The organism is Methylorubrum subtropicum, from assembly GCF_038442325.1.
GTDB lineage: Bacteria > Pseudomonadota > Alphaproteobacteria > Rhizobiales > Beijerinckiaceae > Methylobacterium > Methylobacterium subtropicum.
Map to the genome: position 1 here is coordinate 372,261 of NZ_JBBXMW010000003.1, position 22,448 is coordinate 394,708.

Annotated in this window: 21 protein-coding genes and 2 tRNA genes; 12 read left to right on the forward strand and 11 right to left on the reverse strand. The window is 69.8% G+C overall.

The annotated features are described in order from the left end of the window. Positions 1–131 precede the first annotated feature (131 nt). The 5 genes from AAHG03_RS06720 to AAHG03_RS06740 all read left to right on the forward strand — a co-directional run bounded on the left by AAHG03_RS06720 (position 132) and on the right by AAHG03_RS06740 (position 4,457). On the forward strand, positions 132–1,394 hold the full coding sequence (locus AAHG03_RS06720) for a urate hydroxylase PuuD (RefSeq protein WP_342149670.1): 1,263 nt from the start codon (positions 132–134) through the stop codon (positions 1,392–1,394). After that, a complete protein-coding gene (locus AAHG03_RS06725; RefSeq protein WP_342149671.1) occupies positions 1,391–2,752 on the forward strand; it encodes an 8-oxoguanine deaminase in 1,362 nt (453 codons plus the stop codon). The genes AAHG03_RS06720 and AAHG03_RS06725 overlap by 4 nt, the downstream gene beginning before the upstream one ends. Before the next feature lie 188 nt (positions 2,753–2,940). After that, positions 2,941–3,780, forward strand: a complete 840-nt coding sequence (locus AAHG03_RS06730) for a bifunctional allantoicase/(S)-ureidoglycine aminohydrolase (RefSeq protein ID WP_342149672.1) — start codon at positions 2,941–2,943, stop codon at positions 3,778–3,780. Further along, a complete protein-coding gene (locus tag AAHG03_RS06735; protein WP_342149673.1) occupies positions 3,777–4,283 on the forward strand; it encodes an ureidoglycolate lyase in 507 nt (168 codons plus the stop codon). The genes AAHG03_RS06730 and AAHG03_RS06735 overlap by 4 nt, the downstream gene beginning before the upstream one ends. A gap of 98 nt (positions 4,284–4,381) precedes the next feature. After that, positions 4,382–4,457: transfer RNA gene (locus tag AAHG03_RS06740), tRNA-Thr, on the forward strand. 36 nt (positions 4,458–4,493) lie between these two features. On the opposite strand, the gene AAHG03_RS06745 is transcribed toward AAHG03_RS06740, so the two are convergent. From AAHG03_RS06745 to guaA, 4 genes are all read right to left on the reverse strand, one after another. Beyond that, the gene (locus AAHG03_RS06745; protein ID WP_342149674.1) at positions 4,494–5,621 is read right to left on the reverse strand and encodes a hypothetical protein; all 1,128 of its coding nucleotides are present in this window, start codon (positions 5,619–5,621) and stop codon (positions 4,494–4,496) included. A 178-nt stretch (positions 5,622–5,799) separates the two neighbouring features. Continuing rightward, positions 5,800–6,978, reverse strand: a complete 1,179-nt coding sequence (locus AAHG03_RS06750) for a S1C family serine protease (RefSeq protein ID WP_342149675.1) — start codon at positions 6,976–6,978, stop codon at positions 5,800–5,802. Positions 6,979–7,122: 144 nt separating this feature from the next. Beyond that, positions 7,123–7,452, reverse strand: coding sequence for a hypothetical protein (locus AAHG03_RS06755; RefSeq protein WP_342149676.1), 330 nt, complete (start codon positions 7,450–7,452; stop codon positions 7,123–7,125). A 577-nt stretch (positions 7,453–8,029) separates the two neighbouring features. After that, entirely contained in the window at positions 8,030–9,610 is a 1,581-nt protein-coding gene (guaA, locus tag AAHG03_RS06760; RefSeq protein WP_342149678.1) for a glutamine-hydrolyzing GMP synthase, read from the reverse strand. Positions 9,611–9,779: 169 nt separating this feature from the next. Here guaA and AAHG03_RS06765 point away from each other — a divergent pair, with 169 nt between their 5' ends. Continuing rightward, entirely contained in the window at positions 9,780–10,022 is a 243-nt protein-coding gene (locus AAHG03_RS06765; protein ID WP_342149679.1) for a hypothetical protein, read from the forward strand. 48 nt (positions 10,023–10,070) lie between these two features. Here the strand turns inward: AAHG03_RS06765 and AAHG03_RS06770 are convergent, their stop codons facing one another. Together AAHG03_RS06770 and AAHG03_RS06775 are read right to left on the reverse strand one after the other, a co-directional pair. Next, positions 10,071–11,099 carry an alpha/beta hydrolase gene (locus tag AAHG03_RS06770; RefSeq protein ID WP_342149680.1) on the reverse strand — a complete coding sequence of 343 codons (1,029 nt, stop codon included), beginning with the start codon at positions 11,097–11,099 and terminating at the stop codon, positions 10,071–10,073. 115 nt (positions 11,100–11,214) lie between these two features. Then, positions 11,215–12,507, reverse strand: coding sequence for an RsmB/NOP family class I SAM-dependent RNA methyltransferase (locus tag AAHG03_RS06775; RefSeq protein ID WP_342149768.1), 1,293 nt, complete (start codon positions 12,505–12,507; stop codon positions 11,215–11,217). Between the two features lie 164 nt (positions 12,508–12,671). Here AAHG03_RS06775 and AAHG03_RS06780 point away from each other — a divergent pair, with 164 nt between their 5' ends. Further along, the gene (locus AAHG03_RS06780; protein WP_342149682.1) at positions 12,672–12,848 is read left to right on the forward strand and encodes a hypothetical protein; all 177 of its coding nucleotides are present in this window, start codon (positions 12,672–12,674) and stop codon (positions 12,846–12,848) included. A 1-nt stretch (position 12,849) separates the two neighbouring features. Here the strand turns inward: AAHG03_RS06780 and panE are convergent, their stop codons facing one another. Next, on the reverse strand, positions 12,850–13,782 hold the full coding sequence (gene panE, locus AAHG03_RS06785) for a 2-dehydropantoate 2-reductase (RefSeq protein ID WP_342149683.1): 933 nt from the start codon (positions 13,780–13,782) through the stop codon (positions 12,850–12,852). A gap of 176 nt (positions 13,783–13,958) precedes the next feature. On the opposite strand from panE, the gene AAHG03_RS06790 reads away from it, so the two are divergent. Beyond that, positions 13,959–14,033: transfer RNA gene (locus tag AAHG03_RS06790), tRNA-Glu, on the forward strand. A 550-nt stretch (positions 14,034–14,583) separates the two neighbouring features. Continuing rightward, positions 14,584–16,263 carry a methyl-accepting chemotaxis protein gene (locus AAHG03_RS06795; protein ID WP_342149685.1) on the forward strand — a complete coding sequence of 560 codons (1,680 nt, stop codon included), beginning with the start codon at positions 14,584–14,586 and terminating at the stop codon, positions 16,261–16,263. A gap of 80 nt (positions 16,264–16,343) precedes the next feature. Here the strand turns inward: AAHG03_RS06795 and AAHG03_RS06800 are convergent, their stop codons facing one another. The 3 genes from AAHG03_RS06800 to AAHG03_RS06810 all read right to left on the reverse strand — a co-directional run bounded on the left by AAHG03_RS06800 (position 16,344) and on the right by AAHG03_RS06810 (position 17,692). Beyond that, positions 16,344–16,598, reverse strand: coding sequence for a hypothetical protein (locus AAHG03_RS06800; protein WP_342149687.1), 255 nt, complete (start codon positions 16,596–16,598; stop codon positions 16,344–16,346). A 61-nt stretch (positions 16,599–16,659) separates the two neighbouring features. After that, the gene (locus tag AAHG03_RS06805) at positions 16,660–17,346 is read right to left on the reverse strand and encodes an SDR family NAD(P)-dependent oxidoreductase (RefSeq protein ID WP_342149688.1); all 687 of its coding nucleotides are present in this window, start codon (positions 17,344–17,346) and stop codon (positions 16,660–16,662) included. Positions 17,347–17,389: 43 nt separating this feature from the next. Then, positions 17,390–17,692 carry a hypothetical protein gene (locus AAHG03_RS06810; RefSeq protein ID WP_342149690.1) on the reverse strand — a complete coding sequence of 101 codons (303 nt, stop codon included), beginning with the start codon at positions 17,690–17,692 and terminating at the stop codon, positions 17,390–17,392. A gap of 214 nt (positions 17,693–17,906) precedes the next feature. Here AAHG03_RS06810 and AAHG03_RS06815 point away from each other — a divergent pair, with 214 nt between their 5' ends. From AAHG03_RS06815 to AAHG03_RS06825, 3 genes are all read left to right on the forward strand, one after another. Next, positions 17,907–18,419 (forward strand): DUF892 family protein, encoded by a 513-nt coding sequence (locus tag AAHG03_RS06815; RefSeq protein ID WP_342149691.1) that lies wholly within the window; start codon positions 17,907–17,909, stop codon positions 18,417–18,419. A gap of 76 nt (positions 18,420–18,495) precedes the next feature. Beyond that, entirely contained in the window at positions 18,496–18,687 is a 192-nt protein-coding gene (locus AAHG03_RS06820) for a hypothetical protein (RefSeq protein WP_342149692.1), read from the forward strand. A 158-nt stretch (positions 18,688–18,845) separates the two neighbouring features. Then, a complete protein-coding gene (locus AAHG03_RS06825) occupies positions 18,846–20,336 on the forward strand; it encodes a TolC family protein (RefSeq protein ID WP_342149694.1) in 1,491 nt (496 codons plus the stop codon). On the opposite strand, the gene AAHG03_RS06830 is transcribed toward AAHG03_RS06825, so the two are convergent. Further along, positions 20,296–22,440 (reverse strand): peptidase domain-containing ABC transporter, encoded by a 2,145-nt coding sequence (locus AAHG03_RS06830; protein WP_342149695.1) that lies wholly within the window; start codon positions 22,438–22,440, stop codon positions 20,296–20,298. The two genes, AAHG03_RS06825 and AAHG03_RS06830, sit on opposite strands and share 41 nt — an antisense overlap. Between the last annotated feature and the right edge of the window lie 8 nt (positions 22,441–22,448).

The window sequence follows — 22,448 nt, forward strand, 5'->3', positions numbered from 1 at the left end:
ACAATCGCATGGGCGGACGATCCTGGCCCCGTGTCAGCTTACGAAAAATTCGAAAACTGACAAGGAATTCCGCGGGCATACAAGCGGCCCGGCATCGCTAGGATCGGGGAAAGCATTCGGAGGGGTCGGCCATGGAGAGCTTCGTCTGGGAGTGGGGTAGCCTGCTGCTGCGCTGGCTGCACATCGTGGCCGCGATGGCGTGGATCGGCTCGTCGTTCTTCTTCATGCATCTCGACGCCTCGCTGAAGCGCACGCCGGACATCCCGGCGGGCGAAGGCGCGGCCGCGTGGCAGGTGCATGGCGGCGGCTTCTACGAGATGCGCAAGTATTTCGTCGCGCCCGAGCACCTTTCGCTCGATCTCACGTGGCACAAGTGGCAGGCCTACACGACCTGGCTCTCGGGCTTCGTGCTGCTCGCCTGGATCTACTACGCGCAGTCGAAGCTCTATCTGGTCGATCCCGCGGTGATGGACCTCTCGGCGCCCGCCGCGACGGCGGTCGGCATCGGCGCGCTGGCGTTGGGCTGGGTGATCTACGACCGCATCTGCCGCTCGCCGGTAGGCAAAAACGAATCCGGCCTCGCGGCGGTCGGGCTCGTTGTCATCACGGCCGCCGCCTTCGGCTTCGCCCAGGTGTTCAGCGGGCGCGGCGCGCTGATCCATACCGGCGCCCTGATGGCGACCTGGATGGCCGGCAACGTCTTCCTCGTCATCATCCCGAACCAGCGCAAGGTCGTGGCCGCCCTGATGAAGGGCGAGCGGCCGGACCCGAACCTGGGCAAGCAGGCCAAGCAGCGCTCGGCGCAGAACAACTACCTGACCCTGCCGGTCGTGCTCTTGATGATCTCCAACCACTACCCGATGCTGTTTTCCTCGAACGCCACGATCCCGCTGATCGTCGCCCTGATCACGGCCTCCGGCGCGGTGATCCGCTTCTTCTACAACGTCCGCCACGCCGACCATGCCCGCTCGCCCTGGTGGGCCTGGGCCGCGGCGACCGCAGGGCTCGGCGCCGCCTTCGCGGTGGCGCTCGCCGGCACCGCCGGGGGGCGCTCGATCCTCGGCCTGCCGCCCCAGGCGGAGGCGCCCGCGCAGGTCAAGCTCGCCTCGGCCGATGCCGCCGTGTCGCTGGCGAAGGCCAGCCCGCCGGACCACGTGGTCGAGCTGGTGGCCGGGCGCTGCGCCATGTGCCACGCCGCCGAGCCCGCCTGGGAGGGGATCGGCGTCGCACCGAAGGGGGTTCTGCTCGATACCGGCCCCGCCATCGGCCGTCAGGCGGAGGCGATCCGCCGCCACGCGGTGCTGACCCACAACATGCCGCCCAACAACATCACCGAGATGACCGCGGACGAGCGGCAGGTTCTCGCCGACTGGCTCAAGGACACCACGCGATGAGCTCGCTGCTTCTGAAGAACGCCGATGTCCTCGTCACGATGGACGAGGGGCGGAGCGAGATCCGCGGCGGCGGGGTCTATATCGAGGACAACCGGATCGTCGCGGTCGGTGCCGCCGATACGCTGCCGGAGACCGCGGACGAAGTGATCGACATGGCCGGCCACGTGGTGCTGCCCGGCCTCGTCAACACCCACCACCACATGTACCAGACCCTGACCCGGGCGGTGCCGGGCGCGCAGGACGCCGAGCTTTTCGGCTGGCTGAAGGCGCTCTACCCGATCTGGGCGCGCCTGACGCCGGAGATGATCCGGGTCTCGACCCAGACCGCGATGGCCGAACTGATCCTGTCCGGCTGCACCACGTCGAGCGACCACCTCTACATCTACCCCAACGGCTGCCGGCTCGACGACTCGATCGAGGCGGCGGACGGCATCGGCATGCGCTTCCACGCGGCGCGCGGCTCCATGAGCGTCGGCGAGAGCAAGGGCGGCCTGCCCCCCGATGCGGTGGTCGAGGACGAGAACGCGATCCTCACCGAGACCCGCCGCCTGATCGAGCGCTGGCACGATGCCGAACGTTTCTCCATGCGCCGCATCGTGGTGGCCCCGTGCTCGCCCTTCTCGGTGAGCCGCGACCTGATGCGGGAATCGGCCGTGCTCGCCCGCGCCTACGGCGTCGGCCTGCACACGCATCTCGCCGAGACCGCCGACGACGTCGCCTACAGCCGCGAAAAATTCGGGATGACGCCGGCCGAGTACGCGGCCGAACTCGGCTGGACCGGGCACGACGTCTGGCACGCCCACTGCGTCAAGCTCGACGATGCGGGGATCAAGCTGTTCGGGAAGACGCGCACCGGCGTCGCCCACTGCCCCTGCTCGAACATGCGGCTCGCCTCCGGTATCGCCCCGGTCGGGCAGATGCGCTGCGAGCGCGTCAGCGTGGGCCTCGGCGTCGATGGATCGGCCTCGAACGACGGCTCGCACATGCTGGGCGAGGCGCGCCAAGCCATGCTGCTCGCCCGCGTCGGCTTCGGCCCCGCCGCCATGACCGGCCGCGAGGCGCTGGAGATCGCCACCCGCGGCGGCGCGCAGGTGCTCGACCGCGACGACATCGGCGCGCTGGCCCCCGGCATGGCGGCGGACGTGGTCGCCTTCGACATGCGCGGCTTGGAGACGGCGGGCGCCCTGCACGATCCGGTCGCCGCGCTGGTCTTCTGCGCGCCGCAGCGGGTCGCCTGGAGCGTCATCAACGGCCGCGTCGTGGTCCGCGAGGGGCGGCTCACCACCGTCGATACCCGGACACTCGCCGCCCGCCACAACGCGCTCGCCGCCGACCTCGTGCGGAACGAGGCGCGCTGAAGGCAGGTGCGTCCCCTCCCCCTTGCGGGGAGGGGTAGGGGTGGGGGTGGTTCAGGAGGGACCAGTACGGTGCCTTCTGCCCGACCCCCACCTCCTGCCTCCTCCCCGCAAGGGGAAGGAGGGTGCCCTATCCGGCTCGCCATGCGATGCGTGAACGCGACAGCCCTGGAAATCCCGGAGCCCTTCCGATGACCGCTTCCCCCTACAACCCGCCCTGCGGCGGCCTCCCGCCCCAGACCACGCTGATGACCGGCCGCGCCGTATTCACCGAGGCCTACGCGGTGATCCCCAAGGGCGTGATGAGCGACATCGTCACCAGCGTGCTGCCGTTCTGGGAGGGCACGCGGGCCTGGATGCTGTCGCGCCCGCTCTCCGGCTTCTCCGAGACGTTCGCGCAGTACCTGATGGAGGTGGCGCCCGGCGGCGGCAGCGAGCGGCCGGAACCCGATCCGCAGGCCGAGGGCGTGCTGTTCGTCGTCGGCGGCGCGCTGCGCCTCGTGCTCGACGGCAAGGCGCACGCGCTGCATCCCGGCAGCTACGTCTACCTGCCGCCGGGTGCCGCCTGGAGCCTGCGCAACGACGGCACGGAGCCCGCCCGATTCCACTGGGTCCGCAAGGCCTACGAGCGGGTGCCGGGCATCGAGGTGCCGCCGGCTTTCGTCGCCGACGAGCGCGAGATTACCCCCATCGCGATGCCGGGCACGGACGGCGCCTGGGCCACCACCCGCTTCGTCTCGCCCGAGGACGTGCGCCACGACATGCACGTCAACATCGTCACCTTCCAGCCCGGCGGCTCGATCCCGTTCGAGGAGACGCACGTGATGGAGCACGGCCTGTTCGTGCTGGAGGGCAAGGCGGTCTACCGGCTCAACCGCGACTGGGTCGAGGTCGAGGCCGGCGACTTCATGTGGCTTCGCGCCTTCTGCCCGCAGGCCTGCTACGCCGCCGGCCCCGGCCCGTTCCGCTATCTGCTCTACAAGGACGTGAACCGCCACCCCGCCCTCTCGCCGTTCCGGTCAGCCCGATGAGCGCCCGAGATATCCCCATCGTGCCGCTGACGGCGGAGGTCTTCGCCCTGTTCGGCACGGTGATCGACAAGACTTCGGTCGCGCCCCGCCCGATGAATGCCGGCAAGGCGCGTCGCTACCACGACCTCGCCGCGGTGCCGGTCGCGGGCGAGGCAAGCCGCGTGGTGATCGGCCATGTCGAGGCCGAGCCCTACGCGCTGCCCCTCCGCTTGAGCCTCGTCGAACGCCACCCGCTCGGCGCCCAGGCCTTCGTGCCGCTGAGCCCGGCCCCCTTCCTCGTCGTGGTCTGCCCCGACGAGGACGGCCGCCCCGGCACGCCGCGCGCCTTCCTCACCGCGCCGGGCCAGGGCGTCTGCTACGGTCTGGGCATCTGGCACGGCGTCCTCACGCCGCTCGACGCGCCCCAAGACTTCCTCGTGATCGACCGTGGCGGCCCCGGCTCGAACCTCGAAGAACACGTCTTCGAGGAGCCCTGGACCATCCTCCCGCCGGGCGCCGCCTGAGCGCGTCGAACGCCACGCCGAGGCTTGCCAAGAACGCCCCATCCGTCTAAGACCCGGCCACGATAGCGGACCGCCCCCGGGCCCGTCCGGCCATCGACGCCGCAATAGCTCAGCTGGTAGAGCACCTCATTCGTAATGAGGGGGTCGGGGGTTCGAATCCCTCTTGCGGCACCACTTCCTTCTTTGAAGATCGTCTTTTCCACCCGTGGCTTACGGGTTGGACCGAGGGGGCGATCGACGCGCCGAAGCCGGGCCCCAGATCAGACGCCCGAGCGTCAGCCCCAGCCTGCGCGCGGTCAGCGCCGCCATCACCATCCAGCCCACGGCGAGCCAGACGGCTTGAAGCAGCAGCCCCACGGCGTTGCCGAGAACGAGCGCGGCCGTTCCGAGCAGCTTGAGCGTCGCCCGCGTTCGCCCGCCCATGGCCTCGGCCAGACGGCGGGCGCGTCCGAGATCTCCGGCATTGCGCGCCACACCGAGAACCTGGGCCGCGCCGCGCTGGCCGATCCGCGCTTCCAGCGCGACCACATCCTGCCCCATGCCCGAGATCGTGCGAACGGCGCCGGGCCGCAGCACCCGCTGGGCCGCCGACCGCACAGCGGGAAGGTCGAGGGCGCGCGCGCCCGCAACCGCTTGCCTGAGGGCGGCCTTGTCCAGGGCCGCGACCGCCATCCCACCCATCTTCTCGATCAACTCACGCGACAGAAGCCCCGCGCGACGCGCGCCCTTGAGCAAGCTCAGGCCCCGTGTCGCGGGCGCCTTGGCGGCGAGGCTGGTGCCGCCGCTCGGCAACAACGCGGCCACCGTCAGGCCGGTCAGGGCGAGACCGGCCGTCGAGAGCCCGAGAATGACGGTGTCGTAGGGCTCGCCCTGGATCAGCTTGCCCCCCTCCTGCCAGAGGTCGCGCACGTCGCCGATCCCGACGAGGTCGGCCGAGAGCGAGCCCGCCGTCCCGATCCACGTGTCGGAGGCGCCGGTCACGGCGCCGTCGAGAAACGCCGCTGCGGGGCTCCCCTCCGCGGGCACGGCCAGGGCCGCGACCCTTGCACGGCGATCCGCATCGACCGTCGTGCCTTGAGCGGCGGCGAGTTCGAGGAAGCTGCGCGCGAGATCGCCATCGCCCCGGCTCACGGCGTCGTCGATCTCGGCGGCGATCCGCTGTTCGGTGGCGACGGAGGCGAGACGAAGGGTCGAGAGGCGGGCCGGGTCGTCGGCGGCCTGAAGAAGGCCGAGGCTCGAGGCGGCCTCCGGCAGGGTCAACGCGCCACCCGCGATCACGGCCGCCACGAGAGCGCCCGTCGCCGCGAGACGCAGGGATGCCGAACGTGCGACGATCATGGAGCGGGTCTCATCGAGCGGCTGCCGTCGTTCGACCTCAGGGGCTGCCGGTCTTCTTGTAGCGGCAGCGACCGAGCAGGGCCACGGCCTTCGCCCGGTCGAGCGCCGGCGCTTCCGGCCCGGTCACGCCGGCTCGAAAGAGACGTGGGTCGAATGACGGAACGCGCGCCGGTCCCTGTCAGCGGCAGGTGACGTGGACCGTGAAGAGCTTGGCCTGTTCGGCGACGCTGGCGGCGTCGAGCGGGGTCGGGCTCTTTGTGCCGACCGTGGGCGGGATGCCGTTGGCGTCGAGGAAGTTGAGGGCGATCATCGTCTTGATCGCGAAGTTGATGTTCTGCGGGATGTCGCCCTTTCCCGCCAGCGCGACGTTCAGGGCGTTCAGCTTCGAGTTGATGATGCCCACGACCGCCCCGTACTGATCGAGGAGCGGGCCGCCGCTGTTGCCGGGCTGGATCGGCGTCGAGATCTGCAGCATGCGCGTGTCGTCCCCGAGCCCCGCCGACGCCGTGATGTTGCCGACGGTGAAGTTGCCCGACGCCGCGAGCAGATGCAGCATCGGAAAGCCGTAGGCGTAGACGCTCTCGCCGATCCGCGGACGCAGCGACATCGCCGGCACCACGGGCTTCTCGATGCCTGTGCCGAGTACGGCCAGATCGTTCTGCGCGTCGCTCGCGACCAAGCGCGCGGGTATCGACGGCACTCCGAACTTCGCGACGTAGAATTCGCTGCAATTCTCGATCACGTGGTGGTTGGTCAGGACGTGCCCGACATCGGATACGAAGAAGCCCGTGCCGGACGAACCGCCGCTCTTCTTCGGCGACGCCTCGGCCTTGGCGCCCTCCTTGCCCGCTGACGCTTTCGCCTCCACGACGGCCTTCTGGCAATCGTTCATCGCATCGATCGCGTCGGACGAGCCGGACAGGGACAGGCGCGCGATCGATTTCTGCTCGAAGATCACATCGATGGCGCCCGCCCGGGCGATGTCGAGGACGAAGCCCTTCTTGAGGCCGGAGGCGTACAGGCCCCGCTCGTTCGTCCGCTCGACGCCGGTGAACGGGCCCTTCCACCGGCCGCGCCCCGTCATCATTGCGAGACGGTAGACGCGGTCGGTCTCGATCGACTTCCAGCGCGGGTTGGTGAAGGCGAGGAAGGCCTCGTCCTTGTCCCCGTCGAACCCCATCCAGACCGTCGTCTGGTCCTGGTAGGTGGCGGCGGCGAGGCAGCCGTTCAACGCCTTGCTGACGCCGATCGACCAGCCGGAGACCTTCTCGATCGATTTGTCGATGTTCAGGACCGGGCCCGCCTGCGCGGCGCCCGCGAACAGGAGGCCGAAGGCGGCGGCGAGTGCGCTGCGCATGCGTGCGGATGCCCGTGAGCGGGGTTGCGGGACCAAGCGAGGCTTAGAGCATCGGTCCGAAAGGTGGCCACCGGCTTTCGGAAAAAACCGATGCGGCACAAGAACCTAGCGCGTCGTCTTGGATACGATATCCAGGACGATGCGCTAGTTGCCGCGCACCGCGATCGGCTGGGCCGAGCCCGCGAACGGGTCGGACGCGGTGTTGATGCGCGCCGGGATCACGCTGGCGCCCTGACGTCGCGCCGGGACGGAAGCATAGCTGCCCCGCGCGCGCCGGTTGCGATAGACGACGACCGTTCTGGGGCGGGCCGAATAGTATCGTGGGCGCGGTGCGGCTACCATCGCGCCGAGTGCAAATCCGACGGCGGCGCCGGCAAGTCCATCGAGAGGTCTGGCCGCCGCGCGCGGCATCGTCCCGATACCGACGAGCAGAATCGCCGCGACGGCGAAGAAAGACTTCGACACGATGCTCATGTTGGCTTTTCCAGATACGGGAAATGCCGAGGAGCCGCAGCATCGCGCGAAGTCGCCTACCCGCCTGAAACGGGGTCCGATCGATTCGCTCGCGGCCGATTCAACCTTGGCGCGGAACCGAGCTTACTTGAAGTGTCAGGCATGTGAAGCGCCGCGCCACATTTTTTTCACAATGCGGCCAAGCTCGCCGCGATTAGGGTTGAGCGGACCTGATCGGCGTGGCTCGAATCGCATGGGAGCCGGTATCGCTGCGCCATCGGCAGCTGTTTCTCGCCGTCTCCGGGCGACCGTTTCGGACGCCGCTTCACCCCGTCATCGCGTGGCGGAACTGACGCGATTCAGGGCGCGACCTGTGCGGAGAAGAGGCAACCAAGCCGACGACATGGCCATGCACGCGTTCTAAATTCTTGTGCCGCATCGGCTTTTTCCGAAAGCCGGTTCCCACCTTTCGGGCCGATGCTTTATCCTGCGCGTGCGGAGCGCTGGATTGCTTCGGCTTCGCCTCGCAATGACGGCGTGGGGCGGTGACCGGCGTGAGGAGGCTGCAACCGCCTTACAGGCCGATGGTCACCTGCCCTCATTCCCACTCGATCGTGCCCGGCGGCTTCGAGGTGATGTCGTAGGTCACCCGGTTGATGCCCTTCACCTCGTTGATGATGCGCGTGGCCACGCGGCCGAGGAAGGCCATGTCGAAGGGGTAGAAGTCGGCGGTCATGCCGTCGACCGAGGTGACGGCGCGCAGCGCGCAGACGTGGTCGTAGGTGCGCCCGTCGCCCATCACGCCCACCGTCTTGACGGGGAGGATCACCGCGAAGGCCTGCCAGATCGTGTCGTAGAGGCCGGCTTGGCGAATCTCGTCGAGATAGATCGCGTCGGCCTTGCGCAGGGCCTCCAGCTTCTCGCGGGTGATGACACCGGGGCAGCGGATCGCGAGACCGGGTCCGGGGAAGGGATGGCGGCCAACGAAGCTCTCGGGCAGGCCGAGTTCGCGGCCCAAGAGGCGCACCTCGTCCTTGAACAGCTCGCGCAACGGCTCGACGAGACGCATGTTCATGCGCTCGGGCAGGCCGCCGACATTGTGGTGGCTCTTGATCGTCACGGAGGGGCCGCCGGAGAACGACACGCTCTCGATCACGTCCGGGTAGAGCGTGCCCTGCGCCAGGAACGCGGCGCCGCCGATCTTCTTGGCTTCCGCCTCGAACACGTCGATGAAGAGGCGGCCGATGGTCTTGCGCTTCACCTCCGGGTCGTCGACGCCTTCGAGCGCGCCGATGAACAGATCCTGCGCCTCCACGTGGACCAGCGGGATGTTGTAGTGGTCGCGGAACAGCCGCACGACCTCCGCGCCCTCGTCCATCCGCATCAGGCCGTGATCGACGAAGACGCAGGTGAGCTGGTCGCCGATCGCCTCGTGGATCAGCACCGCCGCCACCGACGAGTCGACGCCGCCGGACAGGCCGCAGATCACCTTCTCGGAGCCGACCTGCGCGCGGATCTTGGCAATGGCCTCCTCGCGGTAGGTGCCCATGGTCCAGTCGCCGGAGCAGCCGGCGATGTCGCGCACGAAGTTGCGGATCAGCAGCGCGCCATGGGGGGTGTGATGCACCTCCGGATGAAACTGGACGGCGTAGTACTTCCGGGCTTCGTCCGCGACGGCGGCGAAGGGGGCGTTGCGCGACATCGCCACCGTGGTGAAGCCGTCCGGCAGCTTGGTGACGCGATCCCCGTGGCTCATCCAGACGGGATACTTCTCGCCGACATGCCAGACGCCCTTGAACAGCGGCGAGTCGGACAGAATCTCGACCTCGGCGCGGCCGAACTCGGCATGGTGCCCGCCCTCGACCTGACCGCCGAGCTGCGCCGCCATGGTCTGCTGGCCGTAGCAAATGCCGAAGACCGGCACGCCGGCCTCGAAGATTTTTTGGGGGGCGCGCGGGGACAGGTCGGTCGTGACCGATTCAGGGCCGCCGGACAGGATCACGCCCTTGGGCCGGTGCGCCTCGAAGGCAGCCTCGGCTTTCGTGAAGGGCACGATCTCGCAATAGACCCCCTCCTCGCGCACCCGGCGGGCGATGAGCTGCGTCACCTGTGAGCCGAAATCCACGATCAAAATCTTGTCGTGGTGGGAGGTGTCGATGGCGGGAATGTCGTTGGTCATGCGATCCAGGCCCTTTGCGACCCGGTTAGACGACGCATCCCGGCGGCGCAACGCGTGCGGCGTCGTGTCCCCCGTGCGGTTCGTGCGGCACCGATCCGGTTAACCGGACGTTCACTCCGCGAAAGCGACACCCGCCTCCCCTCGAAACGGACAGGAGTCACTTCCGACCATGAGAGCCGCTCTCTTCGGACTTGCCGTCACGCTCGCAGGCCTCGGTGCCGCCGCGCCGGCTTCCGCCATCCCCCTCGCCGGTGCCTTCCCCGGCGCCGCCCCGGCCTCGGACGGGCTCTTTCAGCAGGCTCGGGTCGTGCGCCGCGAGGTGATCCGCGGGCCGCGCTGCAAGACCGTCATCACCAAGCGCCGCGGTCCGTTCGGCCGCGTGACCGTGGTGCGCAAGCGCCGCTGCTTCTGATTCTTTTAGTCCGACACGGAGAGGGCGGCCCCGCGGGGCCGCCCTTTTTCATGCCTTGAGCAGGCCGTGGCCGCGCATCCAGGCCATGAACAGGCCGGGCCAGGCCGCGGCCGGGCTGCCCGGCACGCCGAGGCCGAAGCCGTGGCCGCCGCGCTCGAATAGATGCATCTCCACCGGCACGCCCGCCGCACGCAGCGCCGCGTGCATCAGCAGCGGATGGTCGGTGATCGCGATCTTGTCGTCGGAGGCCTGCACCATGAAGATCGGCGGCGTGCGCGCGTTCACCTGCACCTCCACCGAATAGGCCCGGCGGCGCGCATCCGGCGGATCGTCGCCGACCAGCACCTTGCGGCTGGAGATGGTGCGGTCGTAGGGCGCCCGCATGGTGATGATCGGGTAGATCAGTCCGGCGAAGCTCGGCCGCGCGCTGAGGCCGTCGGCCTCGTCGAGGTCGTCGTAGAGGTCCTGCTCGGCATCCGTGGCGGTGGTGCCGGCGAGATGCCCGCCCGCGGAGAAGCCGAGCACGCCGATGCGGTCGGGATCGAGCCCGAACTCCTCCGCCCGCCATCGCACCAGCCGCATGGCGCGCTGCGCGTCCTGGCGCGGGGCGTCGGCGCCGTCGCGCCAGCCCTCCAGCGGGAGACGGTAGATCAGCACGAAGGCGGTGATGCCGCCCTTGGCGAGCCAGTGGCCGACCGGCAGGCCCTCGTTGCCGATATCGATGCGCCGGTAGCCGCCGCCCGCCGCGATCACCATGGCGGCGCCGTTGGGGCGCTCCGGGCGGATCACCAGCAGGCAGGGCCGGACCACGCCGGTGACGACGCCGGTCAGCGTCTCGTCGAAGCGGTATTCGGAGCGGTAGGGCCCGCCCCCGCCCGGCGGCAGATCGGGCCAGAGATCGATGACTTCGAGGTCCGCGCCCGGCGCCGATTTCGGCAGGGGCTGGACCACGTCGTCGGAGACGCGCACGGGCGGTCGCGCCTGAAGGGTGCCTTGAAGGGTGCCTTGGGCGAGCGCCCGCTCGCCGGCCAGGGCCGCCGCCGTGCCCGCGAGCAGCGCGCGCCGGTGCAGCGTCATGGAAGAAGCCTCGTCATGGTCGGTCCCGTCTCGGCGACAGCCGCGCGGGATCGTCCGCAGGGCGCGCCGTCACGCCATCAACGAGGCAAGGGCCGGGCCGATCCCGCTGCGACGATCACGAAATGCGTGTCATCGTCGCGACATAGAAGCCGTCGGTGCCTGTGAGCGCCGGGCTCATCTGCACCCCGCGCCCCGTCCGCCGGACCTTTTCCGAGAGGCCCGGCACCGCCGAGAGATCGGTCGCGACCGAGGCGACGGCGCCGCTGCTGCGGGCGAGCAGGCCATCGACGGCCGCGTCGTTCTCCTCGGGCAGGACCGAGCAGGTGACGTAGACGAGGGTGCCGCCCGGTCGCAGGAGTTTGGCCGCGCGGTCGAGCACCTCGGCCTGCTCGGCGGTGCGGTTGGCCAGACTTCCCGGCCGAAGGCGCCACTTGGCGTCGGGGTTGCGCCGCCACGTGCCGGTGCCGGTGCAGGGGGCATCGACCAGCACGCGATCGACCGTGCCGTCGAGATCGACCAGCACGTCCGCCCGCGCCTTGCCGGTGCGCGGCGTGCGCACCTCGACCGCGGCGCCCGAGCGGCGCAGGCGCTCGTGGATCGGCGCGAGGCGGCGCGGGTCGGCGTCGGTGGCGATCAGCCGGGCGCCGTTGCCGGTGAGGCTTGCGAGCGCCAAGGCCTTGCCGCCGCCGCCCGCGCAGAGATCGACCACGGTCTCGCCGGCCTTCACGCCGGCGAGGACGCTCGCGAGCTGCGAGCCCTCGTCCTGAATCTCGAAGCCGCCCTCCAGAAACAGCGGATCGACGTGGAGCGCCGGGCCCCGCCCGTCCTCGCCCATCGGCACGCGCAGGCCCAGCGGCGAGAGCGGCGTCGGCTCGGCGCCGAGATCGGCGAGCGCGGCGGCGGCGGCCTCGCGGGTCCGCTTCAGGGCGTTGACGCGGATGTCGAGCGGCGCCCGGCGCCCGAGCGCCTTCAACTCCTCCATCAGGTCGTCGCCGAAGGTCGCCCGGAGCGAGGGCAGCACGAAGGCCGGGGCATCGCCCGCTACCTCCGGCGGGGCGTCCGCGAGGCTTCCCTCCTTCAGCCGGGCGCGCTCGTCCTCGGTCAGCGGCTCGGGGGCGAAGCGGGCGCCGTCGAACAGGCTCGCAATCGTCGGCTCGGCCAGCCCCCGCTGCAGCCGCAGCATGCCGATGGTCACGGCGCGCCCGGTCTCGGCCCCCATCACGAAGGCGGCGGAGGCGCGCCGCCGCAACCCGTCATAGACGAGGCTGGCGATGGCCGCCCGGTCCCCGGAGCCGGCGAAGCGGTGGGCGAGGCCCCAATCCTTGAGCGCATCCGCGGCCGGGCGGCGACGCGTGAGGATGTCGTCGAGAATCTCGATGGCGGCGGAGATGCGGGCGGAGGGGGTCAGGATCGGCTCCGAAACTGTTCGTTCAACATGCCACCATACGGCCACGCTTCGACCCGAGGGCCGTCACGATACGGCCGAGCTTCCGGCGGGTTGGCCCCTCAGAACGGCAGGATGGCGCCGTCCGTCAAGAAGAGCCTTGTGGGACGCCCCCGGAGACAACGCCGATGCCGACCCTGAAACTGCTCGCGGGCGCCGCCCTGATCGCCGTCACCACCGCCGCCTGCGCGACGGCACCGGCCGCGCCCGCCTACGATCCGGCCCCGCCCCCGGCGCGCCGCCCCGACGCCAAGACCCAGCTCGAATACGGCAACCCGCCCCCGCCCCCGCCGGGCCGCTACTGAGTCACGCCGCCTCGCGGGCCTTGCGGTTCTCGTAGGCCTTCAGCCCGGTCAGCACGCGGGCGAGGATCGGCGTCTCGATGCCGGCCTTCCGCCCGCGCTCGATCAGGTCGCCGACGATGTGGTCGGCCTCGATGCGCGCACCGCCCTCAATGTCGCGCAGCATCGAGGCGGTCATCGGCGAGCCCTGAGCGGTGAGGGTCTTGCGCGCCCCGGCCAGCACCTTCTCCCGCGACCCGTACCCGTTGGCCGCGGCCACCGCCTGACACTCGTCGAGCAGACCCTCAATGAAGGCCGGCCCGCCGGGCGCCGCGACGATGTCGCCGATGCCGGCGCGCATCAGCGTGGTGGCACCGGCGAGGGTCGCCAGAAACACCCACTTCTCCCACATCTCCAGCGCCACCTTGTCGCTGGACCGGGCCTGGAAGCGCACGCCCTCCATCTGCGCCTCGATGGCCGCGACGCGCTCCGAGCGCGTGCCGTCGCGCTCGCCGTAGGTGAGGCTGTGCAGCTCGCTCATCTGGCGGATCTCGCCCGCCCTCGTCAGCGTCGCCACGATGGCGCAGGTGCCGCCCAGCACCCGCTCCGGCCCAAAGGCGGCGTCGAGCACGTCGAGATGGCGCATCCCGTTGAGGATCGGCAGCACCGCCGTCCCCGGCCCCACCGCCGGGCGCAGGTCGGCTACGGCGCCGTCGAGGTCGTAGGCCTTGGCCGAGAGGATCACGAGGTCGAACGGCCCCGCGAGCGTGTGGGCCGTGACGGTCTTCGGCGCGGCGATGTGCACGTCGCCGACCGGGCTCTTCACCCGCAGGCCCTCGGCGGCGAGCTTGTCCGCCCGCGCGGGGCGCACGAGAAACGTCACGTCGCGCCCGATCTCGGCGAGCCGTGCCCCGAAATAGCCGCCGGTCGCCCCGGCCCCGACCACGAGAATCCGCATCGTTCCTCCCCGCCCTTCGCCCCGCTGCCCGCGAGCTCATGCGGCATCTGCGCGCCCGGACGGCCCCGGCGCAAGGGCGCGGCCACCCGGATTTTCAGCCTCCGACGTCGAAAGAGCGCAACGAGGCCGTTGCCCCCAGGCCTAGAGCCGATTATAGAGCCGCAGGCCCAGCGCCAGCGCCCTTCGTCTATCGGTTAGGACGTCAGCCTTTCACGCTGAAAAGGCGGGTTCGATTCCCGCAGGGCGCGCCATCGGCCTTTCTCGTCACGACATCGATGCTGTGGTGCGAGAGCTGAAAACCGGCCGCTACGGTCCATAGCGACCGTTCGGGGGGCTCCCCACCGCGTCCGCCTCGGCAACCGTAACTCGCTGCCTACACCGATCCTCATGGGTGATCCGCGTCGCGGGAATCCGTTCGGCGACCCAGGCGATCATCTGCAGCCGTTTCGTGCATCCCGTCGACTGCCGCAGCCGGTTGGGGGCGCCGAAGACCGATGAGTCGGGCTGGTTGATCGAGGTTCGCGACGGGCGAGGTCGGCGGGCGCTGGTACGGCCGTTCGTGAGCTGCACCCCGACTGGCGAATTCATTCTTGTCGCTAGCGACCCATCATAGATCAACGACTCCGCCATCATTGATCGATTTTTTGATGAAGACCTTCTGATTGATCGAGCTAAAATAAAATGCCCCTATGCCGAATTCAAGCGAATTCATTTGCATATACATCGACAATCCACGATCAATCCAATTTTAACGCTAAAGACGTATCGTGGAGACAATCCGAATTCAGGCACGGCAGTTCAATGCGCAACCTCAGCATTTTCAAAAAATTTGCGGTAGCGAATCTCGTTCTGGTTGCCTTGATTGCGCTATATGCAGCCTTCAATTTTCATTCACAGTACAAGGCTGCGGATGTCGCGATGACGCAGAGCCTCCAGTGGGAGCGAACTGTGCTCCTGCGCGAAGTCCAGATGTACAGCGTGGATCTGCAGGCGCTCGTTCGCGGCATGACCATCACGGGCAGCGATTATCTCAAGGCAATCTATGACGATCGCCTCAATAAAATAAACGACAAGCTGGAGCATTTGCAAAGGATCAGCGCCGACGACGCGACCATGCTGTCCGTTTGCGCCAAGCTGCGTTCGTCCATCCACGATCTGACCGGAGGCATTTACGCGCGTCAGGTCGCCTTGGCCCTCGATTCGACCAAGAGCGCCGAAGCCGTGCAGATCGAGCGCTCGGGACAGGGCTGGCCGCTGCTTGAAAAAGTCATCAAGGCGACCGACGCGGCGACCGACTATCAGAAGACCCGATTGGCGGAAGCGTCCCTCATCGCCAGCGAGACGTTCGACCGGCAGCGGACGGTTGCGCCCATGGCCGCCATTGCGGCCCTGCTCGCATCGTTGGCGATCGCCGTCGTGCTGCGCCGGATCATCGTGAGCCCGCTGCAGGCTCTCACCGCCTCCGTCACGAAGCTCGCCGCCGACGACCTCGCCGTCACCATTCCTTTCACCGCACGGGGCGATGAGATCGGAGCCATGGCCAAGGCCATCTCCGGCTTCAAGGACGACCTCGTCCGGAATGTCGAACTGGAACGGGAGGTCGTCTCCATGCGGGAGGCGTCGGAAGCGCGTCGGCGCGTGGAGATGGGGCAACTGGCCGATCGCTTCGAGGGGGCGGTCGGAGGCATCATCGCCATGGTGTCCGCCTCGGCCACGGAGTTGCAGGCCACGGCCCAGACCATGACGGCCACGGCGACCGAGACCGCGACGCAATCGACCACGGTCGCAGCGGCGGCCGAGCAGGCCGGCTCGAACGTCAACACCGTGGCGGCGGCGGCCGAGGAATTGGGTTCGTCGGTGCAGGAGATCGGCCGGCAGGTGGGTGGTTCGGCGGAACTGGCGCGCCTCGCCGTCGGCGAGGCCGACCGGACCGGCGCCCTCGTGCAGGACCTGAACGTCGCGGTGTCGCGCATCGGCGACGTGGTCGGCCTGATCTCGACGATTGCCGGCCAGACGAACCTGCTGGCTCTGAATGCGACCATCGAGGCGGCCCGCGCGGGCGCCGCCGGCAAGGGCTTCGCCGTGGTGGCGAGCGAAGTTAAGATGCTCGCCGAGCAGACCGCCCGGGCCACGAGCGACATTTCCGGCCAGATCGCGCGGATCCAGTCTTCGACGACGCTCGCGGTCACGTCGATCACCGGGATGACGGGGCGGATTCGCGAGATCGACGAGGTGGCGACCTCCATCGCGGCGGCGGTGGAGGAGCAGGGCGCGGCGACGCAGGAGATCGTGCGCAACATCGCTCAGGCGGCCATGGGAACCGGCGAGGTCACGAGCAACATCGCGGGCGTCGCCAGCGCCGCCGACGAAACCGGAGCGGCTGCGAGCCAAGTGCTCGGCGCGGCGTCCGAACTGTCCCGGCAATCGGAGCATCTCGCGAGCGAGGTGGGGCGCTTCCTCGGGACGGTGCGGGCGGCATAAGCAGGAGACGCGGGCTGGCGAGTGTCGCGCCGGTAGAAGCTGCGTCTTCTACCCGAACACGCGTGCGGGCGGCTTGCCGTCTACGCCTCGGCGCGTAGGCTCTTGATGAACCGCCGCGCGATCTCGCGTACCGCCTCGTCGTCGCGCTCCGTGCCTTCCGACCGATCCCAGAGATGTGGAAGGCTGGCGTCGAGTTCGTCCAGCATCTCGGGATGGCGGCCGGCGAGATGGCGCAGGGCGCCGAAAAGGATGTGCTCCACCGCCATCTCGCGGCGGCGGGCGGCGATCACCTCGGCGGTGGCGGAAGGGGTTTGGGTCGGGTCCGATGCGCTCATGGACGATCAACCGGCGGGTCCTGCTCGGGTTCGCGGGCCCCGATGCCGCAGGTGGGCCGCCTCACCAGGGCACAGTTTCCCCGGTGTAGTCGAGATAGACGCAGCCGCGCTGGCCGAGTCGGGATTCGAGCACCCCGACCATGCCGCGGGCGCTCGTCTCGACATCGAGGGTGGCGCGGTGTCCGCCGAGATCGGTGCGCACCCAGCCCGGATGCATGAGCACGACGCCCCAATCCGCGCCCTTGTGCTGGCCGACGAAGGAGCGCGCCAGGGTGTTGAGCGCCGCCTTGCTCGCCCGGTAGCTGCTCCAGCCGCCGCCGCGGTTCAGCGAGACCGAGCCGAGTTTCGAGGTCATCAGCACGATGAGCCCGCCCGGTGCGACCCGGCGGTGAAAGGCTTCGGCGAAGCGGATCGGGCTGACCGCGTTGGTCTGGAACACCGCGCCGACGACCTCCCGCGGCAGCAGGGCGGCAGGCGTGCCGGCTTGGGTGGCGACCCCGGCCACGACGAAGACGATGTCGAAGTCCGGCACCTCGGCGATCCGCGCGCGCAGGTCGGCGACGGCCGCGTCGTCGTCGATGTCGATGCCGGCCTCGATCCGCAGGCGACCGCCCGTGGCGAGGTCGGCGAGGGGCGCCGAGGGTTGCCGGACGGTGGCGGTCACATCCCAGTCGCGGGCGAGGAACCGCGCCGTCAGCCCGAGGCCGAGCCCGCGCGAGGCGCCGACGATCAGCACGCGACGCGTCACGCGACCCGCTCCTCCGGCCCGAAGCCGAGCCGGACGATCCGGCTCACGCCTCCTCGGCCTTGCGGCGGCCGCGGCCGTGTTGGTCCTTGGTCAGGGCGGCGTTCTCGGCGGCGGCCAGTTTTTCGGCCTTGCCGGCGGTGGCCGACGAGGTGCCGGCCTCGAACGAGCCGTCGGTGTCGGCGGTGGAGGCGGCGGGCTTCGGGTGCCCCTTGCCATCGGTCGGCGACGGGGCCGGGCCGCCCTCGGTGACGACCGGATGGCCGGCCCCGGCCTTGGCGCTGCCGGCGGCCTGCACCTCTTCGGCCTTTTGGGCCTTGGCGGATCGGCTGTGGCTGGTCTCGGACATGCGGTGCGCCTCGCGTCGATGGGGTCGGTGTCGGGCGGCAACCGGCGCTCCGGCGGTCCGGTTGCCGCGCCACTTGACGCATGGCGGCTTCGCCGGATGGCCGGCCGGCGGCTCTCTTGGAATGAGGCGCTTCCGTCGCAGGGACATGCGGGAAACGGCTCCCCGTCGCCCGGGTTTGCCGCCCGATCACACCATCATTTGGAGCGACGACGGCATGGCCACGACCGATATCGGCACGATCTACGCGGGGGCTCTGCGCAACACGCGCGCCCTCGAAAAGCAGGGCCTGGAGCAGATGGAGCGCCAGCTCTCGGGTCTCGAGCGCTATCCCGATTACGCCGCGGTTCTCCGCCGCCATGTCGAGACCACGAAGGTGCAGCTCGATCGGCTCGACTCGGCGCTGGAGGCGATCGGCGAGAGCCGCTCGACGCTGAAGGAGGCCGTCACGAGCGTGGCCGGCTCCATCGGCGCGGCCGTCCACGCCACCGCCCAGGACGAGACGCTGAAGAACCTCTACGCGGGCTACGCCTACCAGTACGATCAGGTGGCGGCCTACCGCTCGCTCGCCGTGATCGCGGAGCGGGCCGGTCGGTCCGATCAGGTCGCCTTCTTCCACGCCGCGGTCGAGGAGGAGACGAAGGCCGCCGAGGAGATCGCCGCGCTGATCGAGCCGGTGACGAAGACCTACCTCGACCTGACGCTCAGCGGCGCCAAGGCGGACAGCTGAGGCCCAGTCCATCAATGCCGACCGGAGCGGCCGGGGACGGCCGCTCCCTCCATCCCGCACCCCGAGACCGCACCCCATGGATGATCCTACCCCCGTCGCCGTCACCGTCGAGACCTGTCCGGACAGTCTCGAGCGCTACCGCTGGCACCTGACCGACGGCGACGGCGTCTCCGTCCGCGTCTCGCCGGAATCCTACGCCTCGCCGGAGGATGCGGGTTCGGCCGGCGACGCGGCGCTGCGGGCGTTCGGGGCGGCGCAGCTCGGGTGAGTGCTGCACCGCGCGGCACCGGGTAAATCAATGTTAAGCATAACCCGCCGATAACCATGCCGTTGCCGCGCCGGATTCGGATGCGGTGCGGGAGGCGGCCGGCGGCTGTGGCATCGAAGCGTCCGATATCGGCTCGATCCGCCGCGTGGCTGTGCCTGATGCCGGTGCTCGGCGGTCCCGCCGCGGCGCAGAGCCTGGAGGAGGCCTCGGCCTCCGCGCTGGAGCAGAGCTTCGTGCTGCGAGCCGACAAGGCACGGCAGGATGCCGTCGATGCGCGGCTGCGCGGCGCGATCGATGCCTTCATGCCGAAGGTCGGCGTCGTCATCGATCGGCCGCTGGAGAGCCGCTACACCTATTCGCCGCAGATCGAGCCGATCCAAGTGGGCCTCGACGCGACGCCCCGGCGCGCGCCCGACCAGTTCGGCCTCACCGCCGAGCTGCCGCTGTTCGACGGCTTCCAGCGCTGGAACAACCTCAAATCCGCCCGCACCTTGAGCGAGGCCGGGCGCTTCATCACCCTGAGCCAGCGCCAGCAGGTGCTGCTCGACACCGCGGTGGCCTATATCGCGGTGCTGCGCGACACCCGCATCCTCGCGGCGCGCGAGGCGCAGGTCGCCGCGATCCGGCGGATCAACGAGGCGACGACGCGCCAGTTCGAGTTCAGCGACGCCACCCGCACCGACGTGGCCCTGACTCTGTCGCGGGTGCAGGAGGCTGAGGCCGCCCGCGAGCGCGCCCGGATCGAACTCGCCGCCGCACGGCTGGAGCTGAAACGGCTGACCCGGATCGAGCCCGAGCGGATGGTGCCGCCGCGGCTCCCCGACCAAGTGCCCCGCAGCGAGGACGCTTATGCCGACCTCGTGCTGGCCAACAACCCGGCGCTCGCCGCCGCCCGGCTCGACGCGGAATCGGCGCAGTGGCAGGCGCAGGCCAGCGTCGGCGCGCTGATGCCGAAGGTCGATCTCGTGTTCGGCCATACGGCGCAGTCGCGCTACAGCCCGGCGCTCGACCGGCTCGCCGACACCACCACCCGCGTCATCGCCCGGATGCCGCTCTACGAGCCCGGCGCCTTCCCCAGGCTCGCCGAGGCTTCCGCTGTCGCGCGCCAGCGCGGCTACGAGGTGCAGGACGAGGAACTGACCCGCGTCACCGCCGCCCGCACCGCCTACGCCAAGCGGGCGGGCATCGGCGCGCAGCTCGCCCGGCTGACCGAGCGGGTCGGCTACTTGCGGGCGACCATGCGGGGCTTCGAGATCGAGCGCGGCGCGGGTTTCCGCACCGTGCTCGATGAGCTGAACATCCGCGCCGAACTCGCCGAAGCGGAAGTCGCGGTGGCGGCGGTGACGACGGAGCGCGACGCCCTGAGCCTGCAACTCGCGGCGGCCGTGGGCCAGCTCGATGTCGGCACCAGCGTGCCGGCCTCGCGCCGGTTCGATCCGATACCGGTGCCGGAGCGTGCTGCCCCGCTGGCTTTGCGCGGCAGCGGAAGCGCCCCCGTCATGGTCGATGTCGGCCCGGTCCCACGGGAGGCCGCCCCGGCTTTGCGCGGATCGCGGACCGAGCCGGCCCGGCGCGCGGCGCTGCCGGTCGCGCCCCGCCCCGGCGGGACTACCCCCGGCGCGCTACGGGTGTCGCGGGCGGAGCCGTGACCTCGACGAGGCGGCGGTCCTCGATGCGCAGCACCCGATCGACCTGATCGAGCAGCCGCTCGCTGTGGGTGACGAACACCTTAGCGGCACGGACCGAACGCAGGCTGTCCACCAGCGCAGCCTCGGTGGCGGGATCGAGGTTCGCCGTCACCTCGTCGAGCAGCAGCAGGCGCGGGCGGCGGCAGAGCGCGCGGGCCAGCACGAGGCGGCGGCGCTGGCCTGTGGAGAGAAGGCCGTTCTCCTCCGAGATCTGCGTGGCGAAGCCCTGGGGCAGCCGCTCGATCTCCTCGGCGAGCCCGACGCGCACCAGCGCGGCCTCCATCTCGGCCCGCGACACGGAGGGGTCGAACAGCGAGAGGTTGTCGGCCACCGTGCCGGAGAACAGCCCGTCATCGGCGAAGACCACGCCGAGATTGTCCCGGAAGGCGCGGCGACCGAACTGGTCGAGCGGGGCGCCGTCCACCATGACGCGGCCCTGGGCCGGCTCGTGCAGGCTCGCCAGGATCTTCATCAGCGAGGACTTGCCCGAGCCGGACGTGCCGATGATCGCGATGGTCTCGGCCCGCTCGATGTCGATGGTGAGGCTGGCCCCGGTCAGGATCGGCTCGTCGCCGCGGCCGAACTGCACGGTCACGTCCTCCAGCCGCACCTCCTTGCGCAGCTGGCGCTGGAACTTCGATTCCTCGATGCCCGGCTCCGGCTCCTGGCCGATCACGTCGTCGAGGCGCTGGAGATGCACCTTGAGCGCCGAGAGCTGCATCAGGCTGTGGGTCAGCAGGTTGACCCGGTCGAAGAAGTCGGTGCGGAGCGAGAAGAAGGCGTAGAGCGTGCCGATCGTCAGCAGGTTCGAGAGCACGCCGGTGATGCCCATGTAGAGGGTCGTCACCGTGCTGATGGCGATGACGACGTGCATCATCAGCTCGGCGTCGAGGCCGGCCTTGCGGGCGCGGAAATCGAGGTTGGCAAAGCGCGTGAAGCTCTCGAACCAGCGCAGCGCGAAGAGTTCGGTGCCGTTGTGGGCCTTGAGGCTGTCGACCCGGCGGAGGCCATCGAGCAGGCGCCCGCGCTCCTCGGAGCGCGCTTCGAGCGAGCCGGCGGTGGCTTGGTTGAGCTTGGGGAAGGTGAGGAAGCGCATCGCCAGGACGGCTGCGAGCGTCAGCAGCGTCGCGAACGCCATCGGCGGCGAATAGTAGAACATCATCCCGACGAGCAGGAACGAGGTCAGGCTGTCGGCGAACGCCGTGACGAGGCCGCCGACGAGGTAGGTCTTGACGTGGTCGATCGAGTCGACGCGGGCGACGAAGTCTCCGGGATGGCGCAGCTCGAAATAGGTGAGCGGCAGGCGGAAGGCGTGGCCGACCACGTTGCGGGTGAACTGAAGCTCCAGCAGCGTCGAGGCTCGCAGGGTGACGAAGTCGCGCAGCCAGCGCCCGAGCGCCTCGAAGGTCATCATCAGGGCGAGCCCGATGGCGAGCACCTGCAGCAGGTCGAGGTCGGCCTGCGGGATGACCACGTCGAGGGCGACCTGCAGCAGCACCGGCGTGGCGAGGCCGAGCAGCGCGATGGCCGCGGAGACGAGCGCGATCTGCCAGATCGTGTTGCCGAGCCCTCGGGTGGCGCGCACCAGCTCGATCAGGGTCAGCTTGCGCTCGGACTTGAACTGCTTGAGATCCATCCGCGGCGCGAATTCCAGCACGATGCCGGAGAACATCCGCTCCATGTCGGCCTGCTCGTAGAGCCGCAGGCCGAATTCGGGATCGTGGACGCGGTAGCGCCCGGCCTTGATCGATTCGAGCACCACGAAGTGGTTGCCGTTCCAGTGCAGGATCGCGGGCAGCGCCACGTTGGCGAGCTCAGAGACGTTCGACAGCGCGTAGCCGCCGGCATCGAGCCCCAAGCCGTCGGCGAGTTCGACGATGTCGCCGAGCGTCATGCCGGTGCGCGAGAGGGGAAACAGCGCGCGCAGGTAGCTGAGGTCGATGTCGTGGCGGTGATAGTTCGCCACCATGGCGAGGCAGGTCAGCCCGCACTCGTTGGTCTCGCTCTGCACCAGGGTGCGCACCCGCCGCCGCCCAGCGAGGATGCCTTTCAGCCAGTCGTTCATGGATGGCG

Excerpts from the sequence above, each read along its gene's own strand:
- AAHG03_RS06720 (WP_342149670.1), top strand. The coding sequence starts at position 132 with ATGGAGAGCTTCGTCTGGGAGTGGGGTAGCCTGCTGCTGCGCTGGCTG.
- AAHG03_RS06725 (WP_342149671.1), top strand. The coding sequence starts at position 1,391 with ATGAGCTCGCTGCTTCTGAAGAACGCCGATGTCCTCGTCACGATGGAC.
- AAHG03_RS06730 (WP_342149672.1), top strand. The coding sequence starts at position 2,941 with ATGACCGCTTCCCCCTACAACCCGCCCTGCGGCGGCCTCCCGCCCCAG.
- AAHG03_RS06735 (WP_342149673.1), top strand. The coding sequence starts at position 3,777 with ATGAGCGCCCGAGATATCCCCATCGTGCCGCTGACGGCGGAGGTCTTC.
- AAHG03_RS06745 (WP_342149674.1), bottom strand. The coding sequence starts at position 5,621 with ATGATCGTCGCACGTTCGGCATCCCTGCGTCTCGCGGCGACGGGCGCT.
- AAHG03_RS06750 (WP_342149675.1), bottom strand. The coding sequence starts at position 6,978 with ATGCGCAGCGCACTCGCCGCCGCCTTCGGCCTCCTGTTCGCGGGCGCC.
- AAHG03_RS06755 (WP_342149676.1), bottom strand. The coding sequence starts at position 7,452 with ATGAGCATCGTGTCGAAGTCTTTCTTCGCCGTCGCGGCGATTCTGCTC.
- guaA (WP_342149678.1), bottom strand. The coding sequence starts at position 9,610 with ATGACCAACGACATTCCCGCCATCGACACCTCCCACCACGACAAGATT.
- AAHG03_RS06765 (WP_342149679.1), top strand. The coding sequence starts at position 9,780 with ATGAGAGCCGCTCTCTTCGGACTTGCCGTCACGCTCGCAGGCCTCGGT.
- AAHG03_RS06770 (WP_342149680.1), bottom strand. The coding sequence starts at position 11,099 with ATGACGCTGCACCGGCGCGCGCTGCTCGCGGGCACGGCGGCGGCCCTG.
- AAHG03_RS06780 (WP_342149682.1), top strand. The coding sequence starts at position 12,672 with ATGCCGACCCTGAAACTGCTCGCGGGCGCCGCCCTGATCGCCGTCACC.
- panE (WP_342149683.1), bottom strand. The coding sequence starts at position 13,782 with ATGCGGATTCTCGTGGTCGGGGCCGGGGCGACCGGCGGCTATTTCGGG.
- AAHG03_RS06795 (WP_342149685.1), top strand. The coding sequence starts at position 14,584 with ATGCGCAACCTCAGCATTTTCAAAAAATTTGCGGTAGCGAATCTCGTT.
- AAHG03_RS06800 (WP_342149687.1), bottom strand. The coding sequence starts at position 16,598 with ATGAGCGCATCGGACCCGACCCAAACCCCTTCCGCCACCGCCGAGGTG.
- AAHG03_RS06810 (WP_342149690.1), bottom strand. The coding sequence starts at position 17,692 with ATGTCCGAGACCAGCCACAGCCGATCCGCCAAGGCCCAAAAGGCCGAA.
- AAHG03_RS06815 (WP_342149691.1), top strand. The coding sequence starts at position 17,907 with ATGGCCACGACCGATATCGGCACGATCTACGCGGGGGCTCTGCGCAAC.
- AAHG03_RS06820 (WP_342149692.1), top strand. The coding sequence starts at position 18,496 with ATGGATGATCCTACCCCCGTCGCCGTCACCGTCGAGACCTGTCCGGAC.
- AAHG03_RS06825 (WP_342149694.1), top strand. The coding sequence starts at position 18,846 with ATGCCGGTGCTCGGCGGTCCCGCCGCGGCGCAGAGCCTGGAGGAGGCC.
- AAHG03_RS06830 (WP_342149695.1), bottom strand. The coding sequence starts at position 22,440 with ATGAACGACTGGCTGAAAGGCATCCTCGCTGGGCGGCGGCGGGTGCGC.